The following is a 25332-nucleotide window of genomic DNA, read 5'->3' as shown; positions in this document are numbered from 1 at the left end:
TTGAAAAATGGCGCTTTGGCCCAACATCTTACCAATGCGAATAGCACATCTATGACTACGGGCGCCGACATCGGCGTCTGTTAATGAAGGAGACGCCGGTGCGTTGGATTCCGTTAATTGCCGTTTTTTTATACGTTTACATTGAGATATCGATCTTTATCCAGGTCGCCCATGTGCTTGGGGTACTGCTGACGCTGATTCTGGTGATCTTTAGCTCGGTGGTGGGGATATCGCTGGTGAAAAACCAGGGCTTTAAAAACCTCATGCTGATGCAGCAGAAAATGGCGGCAGGGGAGAGTCCGGCTGCTGAGATGATCAAAAGCGTATCGCTGATTATCGCGGGTTTGCTGCTGCTGTTGCCGGGATTCTTCACCGACTTCCTGGGTCTGCTGCTGCTGTTGCCGCCGGTACAGAAACACCTGACGTTGAAGCTGATGCCGCACCTGCGCTTTAGCCGGATGCCGGGCGGTGGATTTAGCGCCGGAACGGGCGGCGGTGATACTTTTGAAGGTGAGTATCAGCGTAAAGACGACGAGCGCGACCGTCTGGATCATAAAGACGATCGCCGCGACTAAGATTCCTCAGGCCGGGCAGCCCCGGCCTATCGTATCCTCTCGGCTAATCTGCGCTTTGGTAAAAACAGCCACAGCACCGCCAGCATGATAAATGCGTACAGGCTCTTCCAGCCAACCATCGCCAGCAGCAGCAGGCACAGCACGCTGCCAATCGCCGCCAGTACGCGATAACGCCCCTGAAGTAACCGACAGCCCGCCAGCATGCACAACAGATAGATCATGATGAAAATGCCGTTAGCGTAGACGATCAGGGCATCGAGATTGATATTGAGTGCATAAATGCACAGAGCGCTGATCACACAACAGCCCAGCACCGCATTCAATGCATTGTGCGGAATTTGCCGTGGCGACAACCGGGCCAGATAGCTATCTGGTTTGTATTGCGCTTGCGACCAGACCAGGCGGGCAAAGCTCTGAATATAAATGTTGAGGCTGGCGAAGCAGGCGAGGTAGCCAATAACGCAGGCAATCCACAGTGCCTGAACGCCGAACAGACGCACGACGATATTGGGCAATGACGCAGCGGCGGCCATCTCTTCGCCAAAGGCATGAAAATGCAGAACCAGTACGGTACAGGCCCAGTAGACGGAACCTGCGAGCAATAAGCCAATCATCAACGCGCGAGGGAAATCACGTTCCGGTTGCTTAAATTCAGACGCCAGATGAGCGAAAGCCTCAAGGCCGACAAAACACCAGAACATCACCGAGAGCGCAGAGAAAAGCTGTGAACTGTCGATATCAGCAGCGGCAGGAAAGGGGATCTGCGTTGGGTTGATTCCGCCACGCCACCAGATAGCGACGATTAACGCGACAATGAGGACCGCAACCAACGTTTGCAGATTGGCGCTGGAGCTGGCACCGCGTGAGCCGACCCACCAGATAATCGCCAGCGTTCCCAGCTCGGCCAGCAGTAACTGGCTATCATGCCAGCCAAAAAGCGCCTGACCAAAGCCGGTGGCAATATGCAGCGCAGCAGGCAGTCCTACCGGGATCACCGATAAAAATAGCCAGCCGGTAACGCGAGCCAGGCGCGGGCCAAAGGCCGTATCAACAAAATGCGCGACGCCGCCTGCGCTGGGAAAATGGCGACCAAGGATGGCAAAGACGATAGCTATCGGGAACACCAGAAGGATCAACGCAGGCCAGGCCCACAGGCTATTGTCACCGGCGACCAACGCGGCCAGTGCCGGAACGGCAAAGACACCGGTTCCCAGTAATGATGTGGAAAGTAACCCTACTCCTTGAGCAAGCCCCAACTCCTGTTTCAAACCACTCATGATTCAACCTTGCGCCCGGCAAAAAATGAATGGTATCACAATCGCTTTTGCTTATGACGGCTGGCTGCAGCCGCATTTTTGTGTGCGTAAGAGCACGACGGCAAATTTTTTTTTAGTTTTCCCCTTGAAGCGGGAAATCCCCATCCCCATCTCTCAGGGCACTAGCCGGAAAACAGTGTGCGGACCGGCGTCATCCATAACTGATAATGACTTTCTCAAAGGAGAGCTATCAAATGAGTATTCGTCCGTTACATGATCGTGTGATCGTCAAACGTAAAGAAGTTGAAACCAAATCTGCTGGTGGCATCGTTCTGACCGGTTCTGCGGCAGCCAAATCAACTCGTGGCGAAATCATCGCTGTCGGTAAGGGCCGCATCCTGGAAAACGGAACCGTGCAGCCGCTGGACGTTAAAGTTGGCGATATCGTGATTTTCAACGATGGCTACGGCGTGAAATCTGAGAAGATCGACAATGAAGAAGTGTTGATCATGTCCGAAAGCGACATCCTGGCAATTGTTGAAGCGTAATCCGCGAACGACACTGAACATACGAATTTAAGGGAAAGATTAAAATGGCAGCTAAAGACGTAAAATTCGGTAACGACGCTCGTGTGAAAATGCTGCGCGGCGTAAACGTACTGGCAGACGCAGTTAAAGTAACCCTGGGCCCGAAAGGCCGTAACGTGGTTCTGGACAAATCCTTCGGTGCGCCGACCATCACTAAAGATGGCGTTTCTGTAGCACGTGAAATCGAGCTGGAAGACAAGTTCGAAAACATGGGCGCACAGATGGTGAAAGAAGTTGCCTCTAAAGCGAACGACGCTGCTGGCGACGGTACCACCACCGCAACCGTACTGGCGCAGGCTATCATCGCTGAAGGCCTGAAAGCCGTTGCTGCGGGCATGAACCCGATGGATCTGAAACGTGGTATCGACAAAGCTGTCGTTGCTGCTGTTGAAGAACTGAAAACGCTGTCCGTACCGTGCTCCGACTCTAAAGCTATTGCTCAGGTTGGTACCATCTCCGCTAACTCCGACGAAACCGTAGGTAAACTGATCGCGGAAGCGATGGATAAAGTCGGTAAAGAAGGCGTGATCACCGTTGAAGACGGTACCGGTCTGGAAGACGAACTGGACGTAGTTGAAGGTATGCAGTTTGACCGTGGCTACCTGTCCCCGTACTTCATCAACAAGCCGGAAACTGGCGCTGTTGAGCTGGAAAGCCCGTTCATCCTGCTGGCTGATAAAAAAATCTCCAACATCCGCGAAATGCTGCCGGTTCTGGAAGCAGTAGCAAAAGCTGGCAAACCGCTGGTTATCATTGCTGAGGATGTTGAAGGCGAAGCGCTGGCAACTCTGGTGGTTAACACCATGCGCGGCATTGTGAAAGTGGCAGCAGTTAAAGCACCGGGCTTCGGCGACCGTCGTAAAGCTATGCTGCAGGACATCGCAACTCTGACCGGCGGTACCGTTATCTCTGAAGAGATTGGTATGGAGCTGGAAAAAGCGACGCTGGAAGACCTGGGTCAGGCGAAACGTGTTCTGATCAACAAAGACACCACCACCATTATTGATGGCGTGGGTGAGGAAGCTGCAATTCAGGGTCGCGTGACTCAGATCCGTAAGCAGATCGAAGAAGCAACTTCTGACTACGACCGTGAAAAACTGCAGGAACGCGTTGCTAAACTGGCAGGCGGCGTTGCGGTAATCAAAGTCGGTGCTGCTACCGAAGTTGAAATGAAAGAGAAAAAAGCGCGTGTTGACGATGCTCTGCATGCGACCCGTGCTGCGGTAGAAGAAGGCGTGGTTGCCGGTGGTGGTGTTGCGCTGATTCGCGTGGCAAGCAAACTGAGCGAACTGCGTGGCCAGAACGAAGATCAGAACGTGGGTATCAAAGTTGCGCTGCGCGCAATGGAAGCTCCGCTGCGTCAGATCGTGCTGAACTGTGGCGAAGAGCCGTCTGTAGTGGCTAACACCGTGAAAGCGGGCGATGGCAACTACGGCTACAACGCTGCAACTGAAGAATACGGCAACATGATCGACATGGGTATCCTGGACCCAACTAAAGTGACCCGTTCTGCTCTGCAGTACGCGGCCTCTGTTGCTGGTCTGATGATCACCACCGAGTGCATGGTCACTGACCTGCCGAAAAGCGACGCACCTGATTTAGGTGGCGCTGGCGGTATGGGTGGTATGGGTGGTATGGGCGGCATGATGTAATCGTGCGCTATACCCCTTAGATACCAAGAAACCCTCGGGCAGAAATGCTCGGGGGTTTTTCTTTTTGTCGACTTTTTAGTATAAGGTTGTACATCCGGGCCAGCGCGTCCAGCTCATTGATCGTGGGGAATAACATGCAGGTAAAATATTTAGCAGGGATTGTCGGCGCAGCATTATTGTTAGCAGGTTGCAGCTCCAGCAACGAACTGAGCTCTGGGGGCCAGAACGTCCGCTTCGTCGAAGATAAACCGGGTTCGGAATGCCAGCTGTTAGGAACCGCGACGGGTACGCAAAGTAACTGGTTATCCGGGCAGAATGGCGATGAAGGCGGCTCTATGCGCGGTGCAGCAAACGCCCTGCGTAACCAGGCGGCAGAAATGGGCGGCAACGTGATTTACGGTGTCAGCAGCCCGACGCAGAACCTGCTGTCGAGCTTTGTCCCGACCGATAGCCAAATGAATGGCCAGGTTTATAAGTGCCCGAACTGATTTAACAGGTGCCTCTCTTTCGTGAAGTGAGGCACTGCTTTCAGGGCTAAGCGTTGATTTGTGCCTTGGTTTCAAGGTAGAAGGCATGCAAAGGACGTAAACACTCTTCCAGCGTCATCATTTTCCCCGGCTGAGACGGAATGATTTGGCTAAATATTTGGCTGGGTTGATGTTGTGCATGAATTTCTTTTAGTTTTGGACTTCTCTCGATTAAGCGCATCACGATGCTATTTTCATATTCTGATGGATGCGGAACGCTGGTTTTAATGACTGCTCCGGAGACAATCTTCTTACCTTCATCTGTATCACAACAGAATAGTACGCCCAGATAGTGCGAAAAGAGATTCAGTTTCCACTCATCCTGAATGTATTGTTGGTAATCGACGCTCTGGGTATTAGTTAAATCCACGGCATACAACATCAGAAAATCCAGCGATGAGCCTAAATACTCAATTACTGCATCATCGCCGGTGTTTTTTAACGCCTGTTGAATTCCAATCAGCAGCGCTTCAACTTGCATGTCGTCAATGCGCAGCGAGGCGATTTGTTCGTTTTGTAGAACAAGAATAAGCATTGACCAGCTCTCGCCGGGTTTTAGCGTGATCGACATAATACGCCGCTCTGGATTGGGTTGCTCCAGTTCTGACATTTCAACCGTTGGCGTATTGGCGAGAAGTTGTTCATTGAATGCAACCAGCTCAGCCTGATAGCTTTCACCTTCATTCTTTAAGCGCTGCAGTACGATCATCATTCTGTGTTGCAGCACTAGCAGTAGGTCAGCAAGCACCTGAGCCTGGAGATAATAGGTCTGGCAGAGATGATCTTGCTGTTTAGTTTTAAGCATTAAAGCTAAAAAACTATCTTCATATTTTATCCCTGCGGTATTAAAACCAATAAATGTTCCTTGCATATGGTTCTCCTTTTCCTGGGTGATTACGCTGTTGCTAATGTTCTGGGCTGAGATAAATCAATGATGCGATCGGCTGAGGCAATGGTGGATGGCCGATGAGCAACAATAATGCGGGTAATACTTAAACCAGATATAGATTGGTTAATGACCGATTCATTTTTAAGGTCGAGATGGCTGGTGGCTTCATCCATAAACAGAATGCTGGGTTTACGATAGAGCGCGCGGGCGATTAAGATTCGCTGTTTTTGCCCGCCGGAGATACCTAAACCCAGTTCACCGACAATCGTTTCGTAACCCATGGGCATTTTCATAATTTCATCATGAATATTGCACCTGCGCGCACATTCGATGATGAAATCCATATCGGCGTTATCTTCAAAACCGCTGATATTATCGATAAGTGAGCCAGAAAAAAGGCGGTCTTCCTGGAGGACGCAGGCCGTTCCAAGACGGAAGTTATTAAGGCCAATTTTTTGAATATCGAGGTTATCGGCTATTACATCGCCGCTAGTCGGAGCGAGCAGTCCGCACATCACTTTCAACAGGGTGGTCTTACCGACGCCTGAAGGGCCGATCAGTGCCACTGATTCCCCTGGTTCAACGGTAATGTTTAAATTAGAAAAAATAGGCTGTGAGAACGGATCGTACTGATAGCTGAGATTCTTCACTTCTAATTTAACGCCAGAATTTTCAGCAAAAACGCGCCGTGAAGGCAGCTCTTTTTCTGGCTCGCTAAAGACAATTTCGGAAAGACGCTCATTATGTAACGACAGCATACGTAGCTGCATGACGAGGTCGATCAGGCTAGATGCACGCTGCGAGAATTGCCCGCGATAGGCGTTAAAGGCCATAAACATACCGAGGGTCATATTGTTATCAATAACCATCATCGCACCCAGCCAGAGTACGGCGACCTGGTCGATTGAGGTAATAAAGGTATTGATACCGCCAAACATCATATCGAAGCGGGTTTGTTTAATCCCGGCATTACAGGCGTCAATATTAATATTTAACCAGTGCTGCGAGCGACGCTCTTTTAAGTTCAGTGCTTTAATCGTTGAGATACCATACAGCGACTCCATAAAGTGCGAACTGGAGCGCGCGCCTTTGATAACCTGCTCTTCGGCAACGCGACGGTAGAAGCTGTAGGTGGCAAAACGCATGATGGCGTAGCATAACGTAAAGCCTACCACGACCCAAACCAGCCAGCCGCCGTATAGGGTTAACATAACCAGCAGACCAATCGTCATGATTGAGTCGATAATGCCGGTAACAATGCTATTGGTAAACGTCGAGCGAATAGTATCCAGTGATGAAAAACGAGACTGAATATCGCCTAAATGGCGCTTTTCAAAAAAGGATAGCGGCAAGCTCGCCAGATGATCGAACAGCGTGGTTTTCCATTGAATATTGGTCAGGGTATTTAACGTTAATGAGGTCCATGCCCGCAGCATACTGATAAAGGTGCGAAAGAGCGTAAAGAACACCAGGCCAATACAGATGACCGAAAGTAGGCTCTGGTCGTGGGCCATGATGACATGGTCAGTTACCAGTTGCGTACCAATAGGTAGTAACAAACCAATGGCTTCAACAACTACTGAAAAGGCAAAGATCTTTAGCAGGACGGATTTGAGACCGACAATGTTACGCATCAGGTCCAGTAGGCGCAGGCGTGACTTTGCCTGTTCCTGTTGGAAGTTTTGATCTGGCCACAGTTCCAGCGCAACGCCGGTAAAGTTATTGGACATCTCCTGAATGCCAATAACCCGTTTCCCCAACGCCGGATCATGAACGATAAAGCTACTTTTACGTACTTTAGTCAGTACAACGTAGTGGTTCATACCCCAGTGGATAATGCAGGGGAGCTTTAGCTGTTTTATTTCATCGAGGTCGAGAGAAAGTGCCCGGCTTTTTAGTCCGGCATGTTCCGCCGTTTTACTTAATGACATCAGCGTGACGCCCTGAGAGGGGCTGCCGTAGCGATGACGGAAGTTAAATAGATCGATATTGAGGCCGTAAAAGCCACACACCATTGCCAGACAGGCGATGCCGCATTCGGCAGCCTCTGACTGTAAAATGACCGGTGTTTTATGGCGGAGCGAAAAATTGAGTTTATCCGTAATGGTTTTAAACAGTACTTTATTCATCGATCGGACCACTCACGCTTTGCGTCATTTTATAGAAAGGGGTAAACATCCACATATAAAGCGGGCGTTCTTCGAGGAAAACGACCGCCTGAGCCTTAAGGCCATTAGAGAGGGTGAGCGTTTTTCCATTGTAACTAAACGTTTTATCTTTAATTTTTATAATGGCCTTGTACAGCGCCAGTTCCTGCTGATTAGTACCATTATTAACGTTAGTATATTCGGCCATCTCCTGACGTGATGCCGGAACTGACGAGATGCTTAGCACCTTTCCAGGGAACTGACCAAACTTATCCGCCGGAAATGCATCATAGCGAATATTTATCGTGTCACCTGGCCTTACGTAGGGAATGGTATTATTGGGCAGCCAAAGGATAAGGTAATATTCAATATCCCCGGTCGGTTTTATTTGGGCTAGGCTGCTGCCGTTTTCGACCATCTGACCTTTGGTAACGGCTAGTGATTCTATTTTTCCATCGGTAGTGGCTTTAATAATGATATTACCATTAGCATTTGACTCCACTAGCTGGTTTTTATAATCATTAATTTGGTTATGTTGGCTGGATACCTGATTGTCAAAATCCGCCGCTTTAGTAACTTTGTCACTATTCGTTTGCGTAAGTTGGGACTCCAGCTGCATCTTTTGGCTCACCAGAGATTGATAAGCGCTTTGCTGCTGGAAATATAACGAATGCTGATAGTTATACTGATCTTTGGTGATCATACCATCTTTCAGGTATTTATCATAGCTGGCCAGGTTATTATGCATTTTTTTCAAGCCAACCTGAGTATTTGCCAGCATACGATTAGTTTCGGCCAGTGAGTCACGAGTGGTTTTTATTTGTTTATCCAGAGCGCTTAGCGTTTCAGCCTTATTATGCGAAAGCTTGTTGATGATATCCTGAGCATTGGCTATTTTCTCATTGATGACCTCAATCTGTGCGGTGCTGACATTGCCATTAATGGTATTACGTGAAACATCCAGTTCATAAAGCGGTTGGCCTTTATGAACGATATCACCCACTTTGACGTGCTGGTTAACAACAAAGCCCTGCTGCGGGGCGAAGACGTTAACAGAGTGTGGGAGGGTGATAACTTCACCACGTACATCGATACGTTGGGTGAAAGTAAAAAAAATTACCGTGGTTATCAGGCATAAAAGAAATATGGATGATAAAGCAAAGATAAGCCATGTCGGAAGACCGGCTAATAGAAGGGCCTTTCCTCTCCAGTAATGTTTTTTGTACTCAATCGCTTCCTTGCGATAGATTTTTTTTAACATAGAAAACCATATTTTTTATTGAAGAGATATAAAGGCCCGGAAAATCCAGGCCTTGCTTATTTCTTTGATGTTGAATTCAGAAAATGAACTTTCTACAAGGAAACTTAGTTGTCGCTCCAGAGGTTAAATGTACCATCTAAAATAGAGTTAATAGCTTTCTGCGCGAGTTCGTAGGTTTTATCCCAGCCAGCGATACCAGCAGCAACACCAAAACCTATGCCACCAATGAAAAGACCAGCGATCATGCCAACACCTTGACCAAGTGCGCCAAAGCCCAGGATACCGCCACCTACTCCCCCCCAGCGACCCGCATATCCCGAGCCGAAAGCTGCACCAAGTGATGCACCCAATCCAATCGCACCGATTTCTTTTACAATAAAATCAAGTGCACCCATTAAATCGATAGAACCACCAGAGATCTCTTCCATTTCAAAAACAGTTAATTGTTTCATGTATTTTCCTTAATAATAATTATCCGTAATAATCAATGTTATTTGATTATTTTCAGTGTGTGTTATTTTGTTTTGAAATAAATTGCTTGCATAAAAGAACTGCTCACAACATAAGTTCGATGAGGATTTTAATCATTGGAATCTATTTGGCAATATCCTTTTTTATAATTCATGTTGAATTTTAGTGCTTCATGTAATAATTTTTCATGAGCATGTGAGTTTAGATGCATATCAGCAGAGGTATTTTTTATTTAGGTATGTAAATGGCATGTTGGCAGAGAGGTGTGCATAAGAGAAGTTAGCACCATCATAAAAGATAGATGGTGCCAAATATATAATGTCAGATATTTACTCTTCCTGAAGTATAATCTCAAATATGGCCCGAACGCTGCCAGGCATTAATCTATCAGAAAATTTATAGTAATCTGCCGTAAAAGTCAGTGACTGGCTTTTTTGCACTCTGGCTATGGTGTAATTTTTATAATCAAAAAATACAATGGGACTGGAACCTTTCTTAATAATAAACCCAACGTCTTTGGCCCCCCCGGCGGTATCAGGAATAGAGTTAAGCAGTACGCCATCTTTTGATGGCGAGTTGTCGGTTATCGGGTTAAACCAGTAGATATACTTAGTTCCAACGGACGAGTCAGGACAGGTAATGTCCAGCGTAAAGTCCTTTTGCTTGCCTGTGACGCCTCCCTGGGAAACGGCTTTGAGCTGTGAAGCTTCAATATTGGATAAATTTATAGTGCTACCGCCCCTTGGGTTCACATTACAAGAGGTTTCTCTGTAGCTAAAAGGCCCAATCTTAAGGTTTGCTTGCAGCAGTCGGGCGGTAGATGAATTAGCATTTACCTGGTTAACACTCCCCGCCCGGTATGATACGGCAATTTCTTTTGTCCCGGAGAAACTAGTATCAATATTGTCCCTGGTTTTTATCAGCCACACGGTGAGCTGGTTGACGCCTGGGTCGCTAAGGCCATAAGCGGAAACAGTGCCTAGCGTGGCTGGAACTGGTCTGCCGTTGGCACCGGCTATTGCCTCTGAAATTTCAAAACCAATACCCGGTATTCCGGTTTCATAAACTGGCCCGCCCAGGACCCCAGTAACGCCAGCAGCCAGGTTTACGCTGGGTGTTGCAATAATGGCGTAAACATCATTGGCTTTACAATTATAAAAAGTTTTAGCGCCAGCCACCGCACCGCCTACTGTTCTTACCGCCAGTACGCTGCCGGCAGCCAGGCTAGTGTCGGATAAAATTTTGGCTGGGCTGAATGTAACATTAACTGCCGCATGAGTTCCGTCGTAATTACAGTCTGCAAGCGCGGGCAGATTAATAAAGAGTAAGCTAACAAAAGCGAATATTCTTTTCATTATTTGACTTCCCTGTTAACGGCAAACCGCAGTGGCCTGCGCAATGCCTTCGGTTGTCGCAGCTAAGCTATAAGTTGCCTTACACTGCTGGCCGCTTTTAGTTCCCCACTGGGCATAAACTTCACCGTTATCTTTCAGCCCGGACATATAAACCATGCCGCCGTCGGATACGATGCTGGCCTGAGCATTTTTATCCGTGGTTAAGGTTACCGTCGCACCATAAGGAACGTTCTCACCCGACGATCTTTTCAGGATCAGGAATGCGCGGCGACCAATATTTCCTTCAAAATTTGCCCGTACAATTGCGGCACGAGTGGGCACCACTTTCTGCGTGGTATTCGGCAGTTCCATATTATCGCTCAAAGTGGTGTTATCTAATGCCACGCTGGTGCGATGGTAAGGTGTTACGTAAGGAATAATGGCGTAGCCGCGATAATCAGTTTCAATCGTCGCGTCATTTTCGAGGCGGACGTTATTTAGGCCCGGCGCTTTAACCAGGACGGCAGTTTCAGACATTTCTTGTCCCAGTGTAATACCATCAGCGTGAACCAGGACTCCGCCGCTCATACCATAGTTAATGAGCTGACTATGCTTGCTATAGCTGTAGCCGCCGTTAACGGAACCCATTGAACCACGATAGTTACTATATACCCCGCCGCTGGCATCTTCCCGATTGCTATAACCTTGCTGTACGTTCCAGTCCAGATTATGGTTTTCTAGCGCAACGCCGCTGAGAGAAACATACTGGTCGGTAGAGCCTGGGCTGCTGTTGGTGACGTTATACGTTGCGTAGGTATTCGGTATCCAGTCGCCTAATGGCACTGTGATGTTAAATGAAACGACGTGATCGTCTTCGACGGTGCGGCTTGTGCCATTACTACCCCAAGAATAGCGGCTGTAGCTATAACCTGCGTAATAGTTAAAGCGACGGAACCCGCCGTTATAGCCAATATTTAATGAATTGTTACGGCGATTGCTGTCCCAGTAGTCTTCAAATATACCGGAGACGGACAGGCTCCCGAGCCCTGAACCCAGACTTTGGCTTACGGTGATATTGGTTCTATTACGTAAGGAACGGGAGGTATAACTACCGTAGCTATTATTATAAGTATTCATTACATCGGTAAGCGTATTGAACCCAGAGGTGGAGTAGCGATAGCCCGCGACGGTGATATTCGTACCAGTTTCAAGAATATTTTTACCATAGCGAATGCGCCAGGACTGACCCGACGTTTTATCCAGATCTTTCTTTTTCGACCAGGCTCCGGTGACGTCGGCTGAAACCGCGCCGATATCGCCCAAGTTTTGCCCAACACCTAAAGCCAGTGCCTGATAATTGGAGGCGGCCTGTAGGCCGGTGTAAAAAGTCGTGTTGCTTAATACGCCGTAGCTGATGGTCGCTTGAGTAAACGGTTTTTCATCAACATCACCATCGTATGGGCGATATTTACCGCTGGTGATTTCGTATTCCATCTGACCTTCTCTGAGCATTAGCGGCAGGGAGGCGTAAGGTACAACGAAGTTTTGCCGGGAACCGTCGGCTTCTTCGACAGTGACATAGAGGTCACCATTACCGCCGGTTGAGTAGAGATCGGTAATTTCAAAGGCACCAGGAGCGACAAAGGCTTGATAGATCTGGTAGCCGTTCTGTTTGATAACAACGCGGGCGTTAGTCCGGGCGATACCGCGAACAATTGGTGCGAAGCCGCGTAGGCTTTCTGGAATCATGTCGGTATCGGTTGCAAGCTGAATCCCGGTGAAAGGTACGCTATCAAAAATACTCGATAGTGAGGTGCTTTCCCCCATCACCAGAGTGCTTTTCAACGGGATAATACTGCGCTGTGCATAAAGGTATACTGATTCCCAATCGCTTTGATTACCGGCTGATTTATTCCAGGTACTCAGGTTACGTAGACGCCATGGTCCAATATTCAGGCCGGACTGTAAGTTAAGGTTGTAGTATTCGTTGTTTGCCTCATAGTCCTTCCCTGAGCTGAACTGGTAATTAGTCAGTAGTGCGTTAATTCCATCATCAAACTCTTCAGGTGGGACTAACCCTTGAGCAATAGTTGATAGCGCAGCCTGTGGTATAGATATCAGTAGTTGCTGAGTATTGAAGTTAAAATCTGTTGTGAAGTTGGGTATCCCACTGGTATCAGCACATCCATTAGCATCTTCTTTTAAGTGAGGAAATGCTTCTGAACGTAAACCATAGCTGGTTAGTTTAGCGATACTCAGGCAGGGGACTAGTTTCAGATCGCCAGTAGCCGGATCTTTTTTTTCGATAAACCGAATATCAGTTGTTTCCTGCAGATTATTATTTAACACCACATCAATACGATACTCTCCCGGGGCCTGCGCATCTTTCGTTGCGTACAGCGATAAATCCGGTATTGAGGAAGGGTCGCTTTGACCAACTGATTTAATAAAATCAGGGTCAAAAAAATCACGCGCCAGGGCATTGTTACAAAAACCGAGGGCTAACGCAGGAACAAGAACGAAAAATGTGTGGGACACACCAGAAAGAACACCATCCCTTTTTTTTATTAAAATAGACATACTTTTCACCCTGGTCGGTCAAAAAAGAACAAAAAATTATATTGATGACGAGTAGGCAGAACCCATGCCTCCGTTGTCAGTTGCGACTTTCCATACTATTTCTGAGCCATTTACACCCGCTGGTAATGTAAATTCTTTGGTGGCGAATGCATCGATATTGTTAATGAAACTACTCACTTCTGTGTTATTGATTTTGATTGACTTAAAATAGATGAAAAATGGTGTTGTATTTTTTAGCGTGATTTTATTACCGCTTTTACGCCATTCTAATTTCTTGGCTTCCTGGTTGATCGAAAGATCCTGTAAGGATTTTGGGCGGTAGATAAGACGCATTCTATGACGTACAGCCAGTTGGATTTTGTTTTTATCCGAGTCTGCATCACTGGTCGGTGGGATCGACATTACGTTGAAATAATAAACAGTTTCCCTGTCTTTAGGTGCGCTAGTTATGTTCGCATTAGGAAATATACGCACAGTATTTTTCTGTTTTGCTTCCAGGCGAAAAAGAGGAGGGGTCACCATAAAAAAGGACGTTTGGCTGCCTTCACGAGGCTCAACCCATGACTTTATTAAATAAGGGATATTATCTTTGTTTTCCAGGTTAGCGTTAATTTCACGCGCTCCCTCTTTATAAAGATGTCGTGTGGAGTCAACAACCACACCGCTATAGGCGGCAAAGCTTACTGAAAACGAAAAAACTGCCACTATTTTTAATAATGACTTCAACATAATTCATTCCCTGAATAAAAATAGGGCCTGCCTGAGGCAAGCCCTATTGAGTATTAGTAGCTGATAGTAAAGGTAGCGACACCTTTAACTGCGCCATCGGTAACGCCAGCAGCAGTTTTAACATAGGCTGCTTTGTAGCGCATAAAAGACGGGGTACCTGCGGTATAAGCGACAACTTTAGGTGTGGTGCCGGTGAAGCTTACACGTGAACCATCGGTGTTAACAACAGTCACAGCTGCGTTGGTTGCCGGGCTAACTGCGGTGTTAGTCAGGATGTTATCCTGACCGCTGATATAGTCACCAGTGACGGTAATGTTGATATTACCGGTGTAAGCGGTTGCACCTTTCTGGCAATCTTCGATTTTGTACTCGATGTCTTTTGCTGTAGCCATATAAGGGGTGTTAATTGCCAGTGCATCCAGTACGGAGGCTTTGACATCATCCAGAGTTAATGAACCACCCAGGATCAGAGCCGACGGTGTAACGTTACAGGATTCACCGGTGTCAGTTACGTTGCCCAGAATTGTTAGTTGAGAACTGTTCCCTGCCGCGAAAGCCTGAGCGCTCAGAACTGCAGATGCAGCGACCATTACAGCTACGATTGTTTTTTTCATTTATTTAATCCATTTATAGATACTAAAGTCCTGAATAGATGCTTGGCTCGGCTGTTAATTAGTTGTGTGGGTAATAACTAACATTCCGCTATCTATGCCTGAGCTCTATCGTTTTCTTTCTCCTGCCAGTGCTGTTGTACATACATCTGTATACATCTGGCTTAATGGGCAGGAGCGACGACAAATCTAAAACGAGGACAGATAAAATGCATGTGAATTTTGTTTGAATTTAAAGCTTGTTTTTTGAAGGTGGGGAATTCACATGATGATTACGTTGATAATAATGTTTATGGATAAAATGGATAGTGATAAAATCGGTCTTCCATTCGATTCAAATATCATGATAATCTTATCTTTGCTCCAGGTCTGGAGTTGTTAATTTATACTTGAAATTATCTAATCTGGTTGGTTTATAGGGATGTATCCTGATTTCTAAAGATGAAATTGAATTTAATTCATCGTTATTTCACATAGTTAATGAGGGCGGAAAGGGACTATGATATTCAATGAATATATCATTAATAATGAAGTTATTTTTAATGTAAATGTGAATGAGTTGCAGCCCCTGGGTGAGAATGGGGAAGGTGTGAGCTTAAACGCTCCTACTGCACGCTGTCTCCAGCTTTTACTTGAAAGTAATGGAAAAATTATATCCAGAGAGGAGTTTCTGGATACGGTGTGGAAAACCAGAGGTGTTGTTGTATCTCAAAACACCTTTTATCAAAATATATCCTTACTAAGAAAATCGTTACTTAAGGCGGGACTATCGCAAGATATTATAGTGACGGTAAGGCAGCGTGGGTTTGTTCTCGCTTCAGGATCGCATATCGCGTCGTTCTTCAAAACGGAAGAGGAAGACTCGGGAAATACTTCAAATATTCAAGTAATAAATAATGCCTCTTTGCCCCCGATAGAGAGAAATAAAGTTAATAATTTGCTTGCTCAGGAGGATAAAATGAAAAATGTTGATACGGCGTTTAAGTTACCTAAGTGGCTCCTGCCTTTGCTATTGTTGATGACAGCAGCTAACATACTTTCTCTCTTTTTGTAAGTAATAACTAATGAATAAGCTTATAACTTTCTTTTATATTTACACCTAATATACCACTGGGTTCACTTTCTGGTAGTTATGTAACATTTATTAAATATCTGTACATTAGATCAGATATGAACTGATTAATTGGCAATCTCTGCCGGGCGATGCTCGGCAGAGAATGTAACTAGCATTGCTTTAAACCTAAGTCTAGTGGCGTTTTACTAGGCTCCCCGCCGATTTCCCGCGCTAGCTTTGGCACCAAATAACCGGATACCAGGGTGAGTAACTCTCGTATGATCGACCGGGCTTCATCATCACTAACCATAAAATGCGCTGCACCCTGAACTCTGTCCAGAACGTGCAGGTAATAAGGCATGACTCCGACATCGAATAACGCGTTACTCAGGTCTGCCAGGGTCTGAGCGTTATCGTTTACGCCGCGTAGCAGTACGCTTTGGTTCAACAACGTGACACCCGCTATGCGAAGCCGCTTCATAGCTGCGTGAAATTCTGCATCTATTTCGTTGGCGTGGTTGATATGGTTCACTAACAGCACCTGTAACGATGATGTAGAAATACGTGCAACTAACGCATCGGTAACACGCGCTGGGATGACAATGGGTAAGCGACTGTGAATTCGTAGACGCTTTATATGTGAAATAGATTCCAGCTGCGTTATTAACCAATCAAGCTCATGATCTTTCGCCATCAGCGGGTCGCCGCCGGAAAAGATGATCTCATCAAGCTCCGGGTGGGCTGAGATATACTCCAGTGCCGCCTGCCAGTTGCGCTTATTGCCTTGATTTTCGGCGTAGGGGAAATGACGACGGAAACAATAGCGACAATTTACCGCGCAGCCGCCTTTAACCAGCAGGAGCGCACGGTTACTGTATTTATGCAGCAGACCAGGCACGACGCTGTGCTGTTCCTCCAGCGGGTCGGTGGAGAATCCGGGGGCAGTAATAAACTCTTCTTGAGAGGTAAGTACCTGACGAAGAAGAGGATCGCTAGGGTTTCCTGGTTCCATGCGAGCGATAAATGCTCGTGGAACACGTAGTGCGAACAGGCGCTTTGCATCACGTCCTGCTAATAGATTCGCATCAGCGTCTACATTTAAAAGATGCAGCAGTTCATCTGGACTGGTCACAACATCTGCAAGTTGCGCTAACCAATCTTCTCTGGATGGGGTATTTAGGGTTACAATATGCGCCATTTTGTGGCTTAGCTACCAATTAACAAAATTTCAGAGGGCCTTATGGCGACTTACTATAGCAACGATTTTCGTGCCGGTCTTAAAATCATGATGGACGGCGAACCTTATGCAGTTGAAGCCAGTGAATTCGTTAAGCCTGGTAAAGGCCAGGCTTTTGCGCGCGTTAAGCTGCGCCGACTGCTGACTGGTACCCGCGTTGAGAAAACCTTCAAGTCAACGGACTCTGCTGAAGGTGCAGATGTTGTCGATATGAACCTGACTTATCTGTACAACGACGGTGAGTTCTATCATTTCATGAACAACTCCACTTTCGAACAGCTGGCTGCGGACTCAAAAGCAGTTGGTGATAGCGCTAAATGGCTGTTGGATCAGGCCGAGTGCATCGTAACCCTGTGGAATGGTCAGCCTATTTCCGTCACTCCGCCGAACTTTGTTGAGCTGGAAATCGTGGAAACTGACCCAGGTCTGAAAGGTGATACCGCAGGTACTGGTGGTAAACCAGCGACTCTGACCACTGGCGCAGTCGTTAAAGTTCCGCTGTTCGTGCAGATTGGCGAAGTCATCAAGGTGGATACTCGTTCCGGCGAATACGTATCCCGCGTGAAGTAATTCTGCAATGAGATGGTTGGCGCAGCGTTAGGCTGCGCCCTCTACGAATCGACATAGCTGGTAGGGTAGATGAATCGTGCGCTCAAATTGTTGGTACTGTTAGCTCTCGGTAGCTCGCTGTTGGCTGGATGCAATACGGCTCGTGGCGTTGGTGAAGATATCCAGAGTTTGGGACATGCGATTTCTCACGCTGCTGGTTAATTTGATTTCATCAGGCAATTCTTATTCATATCTCTGTAACCTCCTTACTTCACTTCTGTAATCTCTTTTTCTCTTAAAAAGCGTTGAGCTCCCCTCATCCTGGGCCAGGTTGTCTATGCTTATAGAGCACGATAACTAAAACTGGTAAATAAGGATGACATTATGGTGAAAAAAGCGATTGCAGCGTTCTTTACGGTTTTGGCTCTCTCTTCTGTATTGACTGCATGTAACACCACGCGCGGTGTAGGTCAGGATATTTCCGATGGCGGTGATGCGATTTCCGGTGCCGCGACCAAAGCTCAGCAATAGACCATGACGGTACGGCCAGCGGTCGTACCGTTCTTCCTCGACTCATCCTCGTTGTGTATACTCTCTGCGAGTTATCATCCACCTTACGGGACGACCCGTAAGCGTTTCACATCTGGGGACGGCCCCATCAAGGAGCCATATGTCCTGGATAGTGTTGTTTATCGCTGGTCTGCTGGAAGTTGTGTGGGCCGTCGGACTGAAATATACCCACGGTTTTAGCCGTCTGGTGCCAAGCGTGATTACCATTGTTGCGATGGTTGTCAGCATGGCCTTGCTGTCATGGGCGATGAAAAGCCTGCCCGTAGGGACAGCCTATGCGGTGTGGACGGGAATTGGCGCCGTTGGTGCGGCGATAACCGGCATTCTGCTATTAGGTGAATCCGCCAGCCCGATGCGCATTGCCAGCCTGGCGTGTATTGTCATTGGCATTATTGGCTTGAAAATCAGCGCCCATTAATAGTGTTGATTGACCCATAGCAATTTACTCACGTCGAAGTCCTGCTGGGTAGCGATATCCAGCATTTGCTGTTTCACTTCCGGTGGGATTTTCGGCGTGCGTGCCAGTAGCCAGAGATAATCGCGGTCTGGGCCGCAAACCAGCGCGTAACGGTAATCTTTGTCCAGCGCAATCACGTTATAGCCGCCATAGAAGGGGCCAAAAAATGAGACCTTCAGCGCGGCGCGTGTGGGTTCACCTGTAAAGTAAGCCACGCCATCAGTTTTTTGCCATATGCCCCGATCGGGGTTATATCCTTTATTGACTACATCCAGTCCACCGTCTTCGCGCAGGCTGTAAGTTGCGGTGACTTTCTCTAAGCCACGCTCAAAATTATGGTCAAAGCGAGCAATCTCATACCAGGTCCCCAGATATCGCTGTGTGGCGAATGGGCTCACAACAGTCACGCCTTGTGGAGGCGTGGGCGTGCTACAGGCAACAAGCAGAAATGAAGCGGCAACAACTGCAATGACGGGAAGCAGACGCATAATATTTTCCTTGCCAGCTTTTAAGCTAAGTGTAGATTTCGGCAGGAAAAGTGCGGAAGAATTTTCTTGAGAAGAGAGCCCGGTAACATAATGCTACCGGGCTTGCCGGAGTCGAGGTGAACGCGGAGTCGACTCTCGGTTTTAAATGAATATGATACCGACCAGAGTCACGACGGTCAGAATCGCCGCCAGGCCGTAAAATACCCACTTACCGTTGGGAACGTGAATTTTTAAATCATGCATCGCATGATGAATACGGTGGAGTCCGCACCACAGCGGCAGAACAATCATCAAGAAGATGAATGCGCGACCAATAAAGCTGTGGGCAAAGCCCAGTACGCGTTCATAACTGAAGGTGTCACCGGGTGCGAGGCCCAGCGGCAGTAAAATACCGACCAGCAGTATCATTACTGGTGCGATAATCGCACTCCACATGCCGCCTGCGCCAAACAGTCCCCAGAATACCGGTTCATCGGAACGTTTTGGATTAGGGTTAATCATGCCAGTCTCCTTACCAGAACAGGGCGATAAACAGAATCACCACGCTGACCACTGCGGTCACCACCCAAAGCCCTTTGATAACCGGCTCTGGCCCCATTTTTTCGCCCTTCAGGATAATATTGGCGGCTTTCGGCGCCAATTCAAACCAGGTTTTGGTATGCAGCAATGCGGCCGCCAGCGTAATCAAGTTCAGGATCACCACTATCGGGTTTTGTAGAAAACCGATGTAGCCCGCCCAGCTCTCTGCGCCATGCTTCAGTGCGAATAGCCCGTAAATCAGCACAATGCTGAACCAGACCGTGGGTACTGCTGTTCCTTCACGCAGCATATAGAAGCGATAAAACGGCAGCTTTTTCCACCAGGTGGACGGCATTGGCCGCACGTAGGGTTTGCGTTTAGTCGTCATACTGCACTCCTTAGCGTGGTTTCAGGGTGGCGATAAGAAAGTCTTTCGAGCTTTCTACTTTACCCTGCTGTATCGCGGCCGCCGGGTCGACGTGTTTAGGGCAGACTTCGGAGCAGTAGCCCACGAAGGTACATGTCCAGACGCCATTTTGACCGTTAAGCTGCGCCATACGTTCCTTTTTACCGTGGTCTCGGCTGTCTTCGTTATAACGATGGGCGAGGGTGATCGCCGCCGGGCCGATAAACTCCGGATTCAGACCAAACTGCGGGCAGGCGGCATAGCACAGACCGCAGTTGATGCAGCCGGAGAACTGATGATACTTCGCCATTTGCGCCGGGGTTTGCTTGTTGGGCCCCTGGTCAGTTGTGCGCGGGTTACCAATGATGTACGGCTTAATCGCTTCCAGGCTTTCAATAAAGTGGGTCATGTCGACCACCAGATCGCGCTCAACCGGGAAATTGCCCAGCGCCTCAACCTTAATGCCTTTGGTATATTCACGCAGGAAGGTTTTGCAGGCCAGCTTTGGCACTTTGTTCACCATCATGCCGCAGGAGCCGCAAATCGCCATGCGGCAGGACCAGCGGTAGCTCAGGTCAGGCGCAAGGTTATCTTTGATGTAGCCCAGGGCATCAAGTAGCGAGGTTTGCTCATCGTAGGGAACTTCATAGAAAGCGCTATGGGGTGCAATGTCCACTTCCGGGTTGTAGCGCACCACTTCGACTTTCATATTTTTCATATCAGCCATTCGTCGTCTCCTTCTTCTCGGCTGCTTCCGCTTCAGCACCGTACACACGTTTTGCTGGTGGTAGAGTGGTGATTTTTACGTCACCATACTCCAGGCGCGTGGTGCCATCAGCATCGCGAAAAGCGAGCGTGTGTTTAAGGAAATTGACATCGTCACGCTCGGTACAGCCTTCATCCAGACGCTGATGCGCGCCGCGGGACTCTTTACGAGCGATGGCTGAGTGCGCCATGCATTCAGCGACGTTCAGGCCATGACCCAACTCAATGGTATAAAGCAGGTCGGTATTGAACACGCTGGAGGTGTCGGTGACGCGTACACGCTTGAAGCGTTCCTGCAGTTCGGCCAGCTTATCGATGGTTTTCTGCATTAGCTCTGGCGTACGGTAGATGCCGCAGCCTTCCTCCATCGACAGACCCATTTCGTCACGGATCTTCGCCCAGTTCTCGTTACCTTCCTGATTCACAAGATCTTTCAGGCGTTTTTCGATATCGACGACCTGCGCGTCCAGCGCCGCGCTATTGGCTTCTCCGGCTTCAGCGGCGCGCTTGATGGCCTGCTCACCTGCCATACGGCCAAAGACCACCAGCTCTGCCAGCGAGTTGGAGCCCAGACGGTTCGCACCGTGCAGGCCCACAGAAGAACACTCGCCGACGGCGAACAGTCCTTTGATTCGGGTCTCACACTGCTGATCGGTTTCGATGCCGCCCATGGTGTAGTGTGCAGTTGGGCGCACTGGAATCGGCTCTTTCACCGGGTCTACGCCGACGTAGGCTTTCGACAGTTCACAAATGAACGGTAATCGTTCAAGCAGCTTTTTCTCACCCAAATGGCGCAGATCAAGATAAACCACATCGCCACGCGAGGTTGGAATGGTGTTGCCTTTACGCCATTCGTGCCAGAAAGCCTGGGAGACTTTGTCGCGTGGACCAAGCTCCATGTATTTGTTCTTCGGTTCTCCCAGAGGCGTTTCAGGCCCCATACCGTAATCCTGGAGATAGCGGTATCCGTCCTTGTTGACCAGAATGCCGCCTTCACCGCGACAGCCTTCGGTCATCAGGATGCCGGAACCCGGCAGGCCGGTCGGATGATATTGCACGAACTCCATGTCACGCAGCGGTACGCCGTGGCTTAGCGCCATACCCATACCATCGCCAGTGACGATACCACCGTTGGTATTGTAGCGATAAACGCGTCCTGCACCGCCGGTCGCCAGCACTACTGCGTTGGCGCGGATCTGCACCAGCGTGCCTTCCATCATATTCATCGCGACCAAACCACGCGCCTGACCATCATCGACCAGAATATCGAGGACGAAATGTTCATCGAAGCGTTGAATTTGCGGGAACTGAAGGGAAGTCTGGAACAAGGTGTGCAGTATATGGAAACCGGTTTTATCAGCAGCGAACCAGGTGCGTTCAATTTTCATGCCGCCGAAGCGTCGGACGTTGACGCTGCCGTCCGGGCGACGGCTCCAGGGGCATCCCCACTGTTCGAGCTGGGTCATTTCCTTCGGGCATTGGTGGACGAAGTAGTCAACGACATCCTGTTCGCACAACCAGTCGCCACCGGCAACGGTGTCGTGAAAATGGTACTCAAAGCTATCATGATCCTGCGCGACGGCAGCGGAACCCCCTTCAGCGGCCACGGTGTGGCTGCGCATAGGATAGACTTTAGAAATTAGAGCGATTTTAGCATTTGGATTAGCTTGCGCGGCGGCAATTGCGGCGCGAAGACCTGCTCCGCCAGCGCCAATTATGGCAAGATCGGCTTGAAAAGTTTGCACGACATTCCTCCAGTTTTTGTTTATTTCGCCGCCGGGCTGGCGAAAATGTATCACTGCTCCTTTATGGGTAAGGAGTATAGCCGTAGGGTCAACAGGGAAAATTGACGTGTTCGATTTTTTTATCGATCTGTGCGGCGGTTTATTCATTTCTTTTATGCATTTCGGTTAACAATAAATATAAAGATATGTAGTGGATTCGCGAATTCGCACAAAATTTGTTTCACCTGCCAGTTACGAGTAGACTTCGTGCCCTTGTTTCAAATCGGAGAAAGTACCATGAGCGAAACGGCAACCTGGCAGCCGAGCGCGTCCATTCCAAATCTGTTAAAACGTGCAGCGGTGATGACGGCAATTCGTCGTTTCTTTACCGACCGCGGCGTGTTGGAGGTGGAGACGCCCTGCATGAGTCAGGCGACGGTGACGGATATCCATATGGTCCCGTTTGAAACGCGTTTCGTAGGACCGGGGCATTCTCAGGGACTGAACCTGTATCTGATGACCAGCCCGGAATACCACATGAAGCGACTGCTGGCGGCCGGCTGCGGCCCGGTGTTTCAGTTATGCCGTAGCTTTCGCAATGAAGAGATGGGGCGTCACCATAATCCTGAATTCACGATGTTGGAGTGGTATCGTCCATGCTATGACATGTACCGGTTGATTAACGAAGTCGACGATCTGTTGCAGCAGGTGCTGGACTGCCAGCCGGCGGAGAGCCTTTCTTATCAACAAGCTTTCCAGCGTCACCTGGAAATCGACCCACTGTCGGCGGATAAAACGCAACTGCGCGAAGTGGCGGCGAAGCTGGATCTGAGCAATATTGCCGATACAGAAGAAGACAGAGACACGCTGCTCCAACTGCTCTTTGTGATGGGCGTTGAGCCGCATATTGGTAAAGATCGTCCGACCTTTATCTATCACTTTCCGGCAAGCCAGGCCTCGTTGGCGCAAATTAGCACCGAAGATCACCGCGTGGCGGAGCGTTTCGAGGTCTATTACAAGGGCATAGAGCTGGCAAACGGTTTTCACGAACTGACGGACGCGCGCGAACAACAACAGCGTTTTGAGCAGGATAACCGTAAGCGTGCGGCTCGTGGCTTGCCACTGCAGCCGATCGATCGCAACCTGCTGGCTGCCCTGGAGGCAGGACTGCCAGATTGCTCAGGCGTCGCGCTGGGCGTTGACCGCGTAGTGATGTTGGCGCTGGGTGCTGAAAGCATCGGCGACGTTATCTCTTTTACTGTCGACCGCGCCTGATTATCCCCTGCGCTTCCCTTTTCGCCATGAAGAGGGAAGCCGCCATTTAGCCCTTATACCCACAATAATGATTTGGTCTTTTGCTACTATCCGCGCTCAATTTTTTGTGGCCTGGCGTTCCTGCCTGTGATGCCCGCATTTGGATAGATTTATGCACCAGCAAATTAAGAAGATGAGCCTGATTGGGCTGATATTAATGATCTTCACCTCCGTATTCGGTTTCGCAAATAGTCCTTCCGCGTTCTACCTAATGGGCTATAGCGCGATGCCGTTTTACCTTTTCTCCGCATTATTTTTCTTTATTCCTTTCGCGCTGATGATGGCCGAGATGGGGTCGACATATCGCAAAGAAGAGGGCGGGATTTATTCATGGATGAACCATAGCGTCGGGCCGCGTTTTGCGTTTATCGGCACCTTCATGTGGTTTTCCTCTTATGTGGTCTGGATGGTTAGCACGGCGGCTAAAATCTGGGTGCCGTTTTCCACTTTCTTATTCGGCGCGGATAAAACGCAGTCCTGGACCATTGCCGGGCTTACTTCCACGCAAACGGTCGGTATTCTTGCCGCGTGCTGGATGCTGTTGGTGACTTTTGTCGCGGTAAAGGGAATTAATAAAATCGCTAAAATTACCGCCGTCGGCGGGATTGCGGTGATGGGCCTGAATTTGGTGTTGTTGCTGGTGAGCGCGGCTATTTTGCTACTTAACGGCGGCCATTTTGCCCAGCCGCTGGATTTTACGGTGTCGCCAAATCCGGGATATCAATCCGGGCTGGCGATGTTGTCGTTCGTGGTTTTTGCCATATTCGCCTACGGCGGTATTGAGGCGGTTGGCGGTCTGGTGGATAAAACCGAGAAGCCGGAAAAGAATTTTGCCAAAGGGATTATTATTGCCGCGATTGTTATTTCTATCGGCTATTCGCTGGCGATTGTGCTGTGGGGCGTAAGCGCCAACTGGCAGCAGGTGCTGAGCAACCGTTCGACTAACCTTGGTAATATCACCTACGTGTTGATGACCAGCCTTGGCGCGACGCTGGGCAATGCGATGCATTTGCCGCCTGCCACCGCTGCGGCGACCGGCTTGTGGTTTGCCAGAATTACCGGCCTGTCGATGTTCCTCGCCTATACCGGCGCTTTCTTTACCCTGAGCTACTCACCGCTGAAAGCGATTATTCAGGGCACGCCAAAAGCGCTTTGGCCCTCATCGATGACGTGGATTAACGCTAACGGGATGCCTGCTAATGCCATGTGGTGGCAGTGCCTGCTGGTGAGCGTGTTTATTCTGCTGGTTTCCTTCGGTGGTGATACAGCATCGGCGTTTTATAACAAACTGACGCTGATGGCGAACGTCTCAATGACCCTGCCGTACCTGTTTTTAACGCTGGCGTTTCCGTTCTTTAAAGCTAAACAAAATCTCGAACGCCCCTTTGTGATTTTCAAAAATCGGCTATCGACGCTGCTGGCGACTGCTGTTGTCGTGCTGGTGGTGGCTTTTGCGAATATCTTTACCGTGATTCAACCGGTGATGGACGCAGGGGACTGGAGCAGCGCGCTGTGGATGGTGGGCGGGCCGATTTTCTTCTCGCTGCTGGCGTTGGGGATTTATGAGAACTACCGCCGACGCACGGCGGTATCGTTGGTGGTTTCTGAAGGCTAAAGCGCTGGCCTTGCC

26 protein-coding genes are annotated in these 25332 nt (G+C 48.8%); 11 read left to right on the top strand and 15 right to left on the bottom strand.

The features are described from left to right. Nucleotides 1–98 precede the first annotated feature (98 nt). On the top strand, nt 99–575 hold the full coding sequence (locus HV213_RS26575) for an FxsA family protein (RefSeq protein ID WP_004097899.1): 477 nt from the start codon (nt 99–101) through the stop codon (nt 573–575). 26 nt (nt 576–601) lie between these two features. Here the strand turns inward: HV213_RS26575 and yjeH are convergent, their stop codons facing one another. After that, nucleotides 602–1852, bottom strand: coding sequence for an L-methionine/branched-chain amino acid transporter (yjeH, locus tag HV213_RS26570; protein WP_181483952.1), 1251 nt, complete (start codon nt 1850–1852; stop codon nt 602–604). Nucleotides 1853–2085: 233 nt separating this feature from the next. On the opposite strand from yjeH, the gene HV213_RS26565 reads away from it, so the two are divergent. The 3 genes from HV213_RS26565 to HV213_RS26555 all read left to right on the top strand — a co-directional run bounded on the left by HV213_RS26565 (nt 2086) and on the right by HV213_RS26555 (nt 4558). Then, the gene (locus HV213_RS26565) at nt 2086–2379 is read left to right on the top strand and encodes a co-chaperone GroES (protein ID WP_003855929.1); all 294 of its coding nucleotides are present in this window, start codon (nt 2086–2088) and stop codon (nt 2377–2379) included. A 44-nt stretch (nt 2380–2423) separates the two neighbouring features. Further along, a complete protein-coding gene (gene groL / locus HV213_RS26560; protein ID WP_110274507.1) occupies nt 2424–4070 on the top strand; it encodes a chaperonin GroEL in 1647 nt (548 codons plus the stop codon). Between the two features lie 134 nt (nt 4071–4204). After that, nucleotides 4205–4558, top strand: coding sequence for a DUF4156 domain-containing protein (locus tag HV213_RS26555; protein ID WP_139529761.1), 354 nt, complete (start codon nt 4205–4207; stop codon nt 4556–4558). 46 nt (nt 4559–4604) lie between these two features. Here the strand turns inward: HV213_RS26555 and yjeJ are convergent, their stop codons facing one another. The 8 genes from yjeJ to HV213_RS26515 form a co-directional block, all read right to left on the bottom strand. After that, a complete protein-coding gene (gene yjeJ, locus HV213_RS26550; RefSeq protein WP_181483951.1) occupies nt 4605–5468 on the bottom strand; it encodes a YjeJ family protein in 864 nt (287 codons plus the stop codon). A 23-nt stretch (nt 5469–5491) separates the two neighbouring features. Next, on the bottom strand, nt 5492–7615 hold the full coding sequence (locus tag HV213_RS26545) for a peptidase domain-containing ABC transporter (RefSeq protein WP_181483950.1): 2124 nt from the start codon (nt 7613–7615) through the stop codon (nt 5492–5494). Beyond that, the gene (locus HV213_RS26540; protein ID WP_181483949.1) at nt 7608–8894 is read right to left on the bottom strand and encodes an HlyD family secretion protein; all 1287 of its coding nucleotides are present in this window, start codon (nt 8892–8894) and stop codon (nt 7608–7610) included. The genes HV213_RS26545 and HV213_RS26540 overlap by 8 nt, the downstream gene beginning before the upstream one ends. Nucleotides 8895–8998: 104 nt before the next feature. Then, nucleotides 8999–9346 (bottom strand): hypothetical protein, encoded by a 348-nt coding sequence (locus HV213_RS26535; protein WP_181483948.1) that lies wholly within the window; start codon nt 9344–9346, stop codon nt 8999–9001. 348 nt (nt 9347–9694) lie between these two features. Next, complete coding sequence (locus HV213_RS26530; protein ID WP_181483947.1) at nt 9695–10720, bottom strand: fimbrial protein; 1026 nt, start codon at nt 10718–10720, stop codon at nt 9695–9697. A gap of 15 nt (nt 10721–10735) precedes the next feature. Continuing rightward, nucleotides 10736–13279, bottom strand: coding sequence for a fimbria/pilus outer membrane usher protein (locus HV213_RS26525; RefSeq protein WP_181483946.1), 2544 nt, complete (start codon nt 13277–13279; stop codon nt 10736–10738). Nucleotides 13280–13315: 36 nt separating this feature from the next. Continuing rightward, the gene (locus HV213_RS26520; protein WP_181483945.1) at nt 13316–14008 is read right to left on the bottom strand and encodes a fimbrial biogenesis chaperone; all 693 of its coding nucleotides are present in this window, start codon (nt 14006–14008) and stop codon (nt 13316–13318) included. Between the two features lie 53 nt (nt 14009–14061). Beyond that, on the bottom strand, nt 14062–14622 hold the full coding sequence (locus HV213_RS26515) for a fimbrial protein (RefSeq protein ID WP_181483944.1): 561 nt from the start codon (nt 14620–14622) through the stop codon (nt 14062–14064). Nucleotides 14623–15118: 496 nt separating this feature from the next. Between HV213_RS26515 and HV213_RS26510 the strand changes: the two genes are divergently transcribed. Next, complete coding sequence (locus tag HV213_RS26510) at nt 15119–15673, top strand: winged helix-turn-helix domain-containing protein (RefSeq protein ID WP_181483943.1); 555 nt, start codon at nt 15119–15121, stop codon at nt 15671–15673. A 169-nt stretch (nt 15674–15842) separates the two neighbouring features. Here the strand turns inward: HV213_RS26510 and epmB are convergent, their stop codons facing one another. Next, on the bottom strand, nt 15843–16871 hold the full coding sequence (epmB, locus tag HV213_RS26505) for an EF-P beta-lysylation protein EpmB (RefSeq protein ID WP_181483942.1): 1029 nt from the start codon (nt 16869–16871) through the stop codon (nt 15843–15845). Between the two features lie 42 nt (nt 16872–16913). Here epmB and efp point away from each other — a divergent pair, with 42 nt between their 5' ends. The 4 genes from efp to sugE all read left to right on the top strand — a co-directional run bounded on the left by efp (nt 16914) and on the right by sugE (nt 18447). Then, nucleotides 16914–17480 (top strand): elongation factor P, encoded by a 567-nt coding sequence (gene efp / locus HV213_RS26500; RefSeq protein ID WP_110274494.1) that lies wholly within the window; start codon nt 16914–16916, stop codon nt 17478–17480. Nucleotides 17481–17549: 69 nt separating this feature from the next. Then, nucleotides 17550–17681, top strand: coding sequence for an entericidin A/B family lipoprotein (locus HV213_RS26495; protein WP_181483941.1), 132 nt, complete (start codon nt 17550–17552; stop codon nt 17679–17681). A 162-nt stretch (nt 17682–17843) separates the two neighbouring features. After that, the gene (gene ecnB / locus HV213_RS26490; protein WP_110274492.1) at nt 17844–17990 is read left to right on the top strand and encodes a lipoprotein toxin entericidin B; all 147 of its coding nucleotides are present in this window, start codon (nt 17844–17846) and stop codon (nt 17988–17990) included. Between the two features lie 139 nt (nt 17991–18129). Next, nucleotides 18130–18447: a quaternary ammonium compound efflux SMR transporter SugE gene (sugE, locus tag HV213_RS26485; protein ID WP_110274491.1), complete on the top strand. Its 318-nt coding sequence runs from the start codon at nt 18130–18132 to the stop codon at nt 18445–18447. Here the strand turns inward: sugE and HV213_RS26480 are convergent. From HV213_RS26480 to frdA, 5 genes are all read right to left on the bottom strand, one after another. Then, nucleotides 18444–18974 carry a lipocalin family protein gene (locus HV213_RS26480; protein ID WP_181483940.1) on the bottom strand — a complete coding sequence of 177 codons (531 nt, stop codon included), beginning with the start codon at nt 18972–18974 and terminating at the stop codon, nt 18444–18446. The two genes, sugE and HV213_RS26480, sit on opposite strands and share 4 nt — an antisense overlap. A gap of 141 nt (nt 18975–19115) precedes the next feature. Further along, the gene (gene frdD / locus HV213_RS26475) at nt 19116–19475 is read right to left on the bottom strand and encodes a fumarate reductase subunit FrdD (protein ID WP_181483939.1); all 360 of its coding nucleotides are present in this window, start codon (nt 19473–19475) and stop codon (nt 19116–19118) included. A 10-nt stretch (nt 19476–19485) separates the two neighbouring features. Continuing rightward, nucleotides 19486–19881, bottom strand: coding sequence for a fumarate reductase subunit FrdC (gene frdC / locus HV213_RS26470; protein ID WP_112216222.1), 396 nt, complete (start codon nt 19879–19881; stop codon nt 19486–19488). 10 nt (nt 19882–19891) lie between these two features. Further along, on the bottom strand, nt 19892–20626 hold the full coding sequence (locus HV213_RS26465; protein WP_181483938.1) for a succinate dehydrogenase/fumarate reductase iron-sulfur subunit: 735 nt from the start codon (nt 20624–20626) through the stop codon (nt 19892–19894). Then, entirely contained in the window at nt 20619–22409 is a 1791-nt protein-coding gene (gene frdA, locus HV213_RS26460) for a fumarate reductase (quinol) flavoprotein subunit (protein WP_181483937.1), read from the bottom strand. The genes HV213_RS26465 and frdA overlap by 8 nt, the downstream gene beginning before the upstream one ends. A 276-nt stretch (nt 22410–22685) precedes the next feature. Here frdA and epmA point away from each other — a divergent pair, with 276 nt between their 5' ends. Continuing rightward, nucleotides 22686–23663: an elongation factor P--(R)-beta-lysine ligase gene (gene epmA / locus HV213_RS26455; protein WP_181483936.1), complete on the top strand. Its 978-nt coding sequence runs from the start codon at nt 22686–22688 to the stop codon at nt 23661–23663. Between the two features lie 151 nt (nt 23664–23814). Beyond that, nucleotides 23815–25317 (top strand): glutamate/gamma-aminobutyrate family transporter YjeM, encoded by a 1503-nt coding sequence (yjeM, locus tag HV213_RS26450; RefSeq protein WP_181483935.1) that lies wholly within the window; start codon nt 23815–23817, stop codon nt 25315–25317. The last annotated feature ends 15 nt before the right edge of the window (nt 25318–25332 follow it).

It is taken from the genome of Klebsiella sp. RHBSTW-00484 (assembly GCF_013705725.1).
Lineage (GTDB): Bacteria > Pseudomonadota > Gammaproteobacteria > Enterobacterales > Enterobacteriaceae > Klebsiella.
The sequence above is the reverse complement of the archived record's forward strand: the minus strand, read 5'-3'. Positions and strand labels throughout refer to the sequence as shown.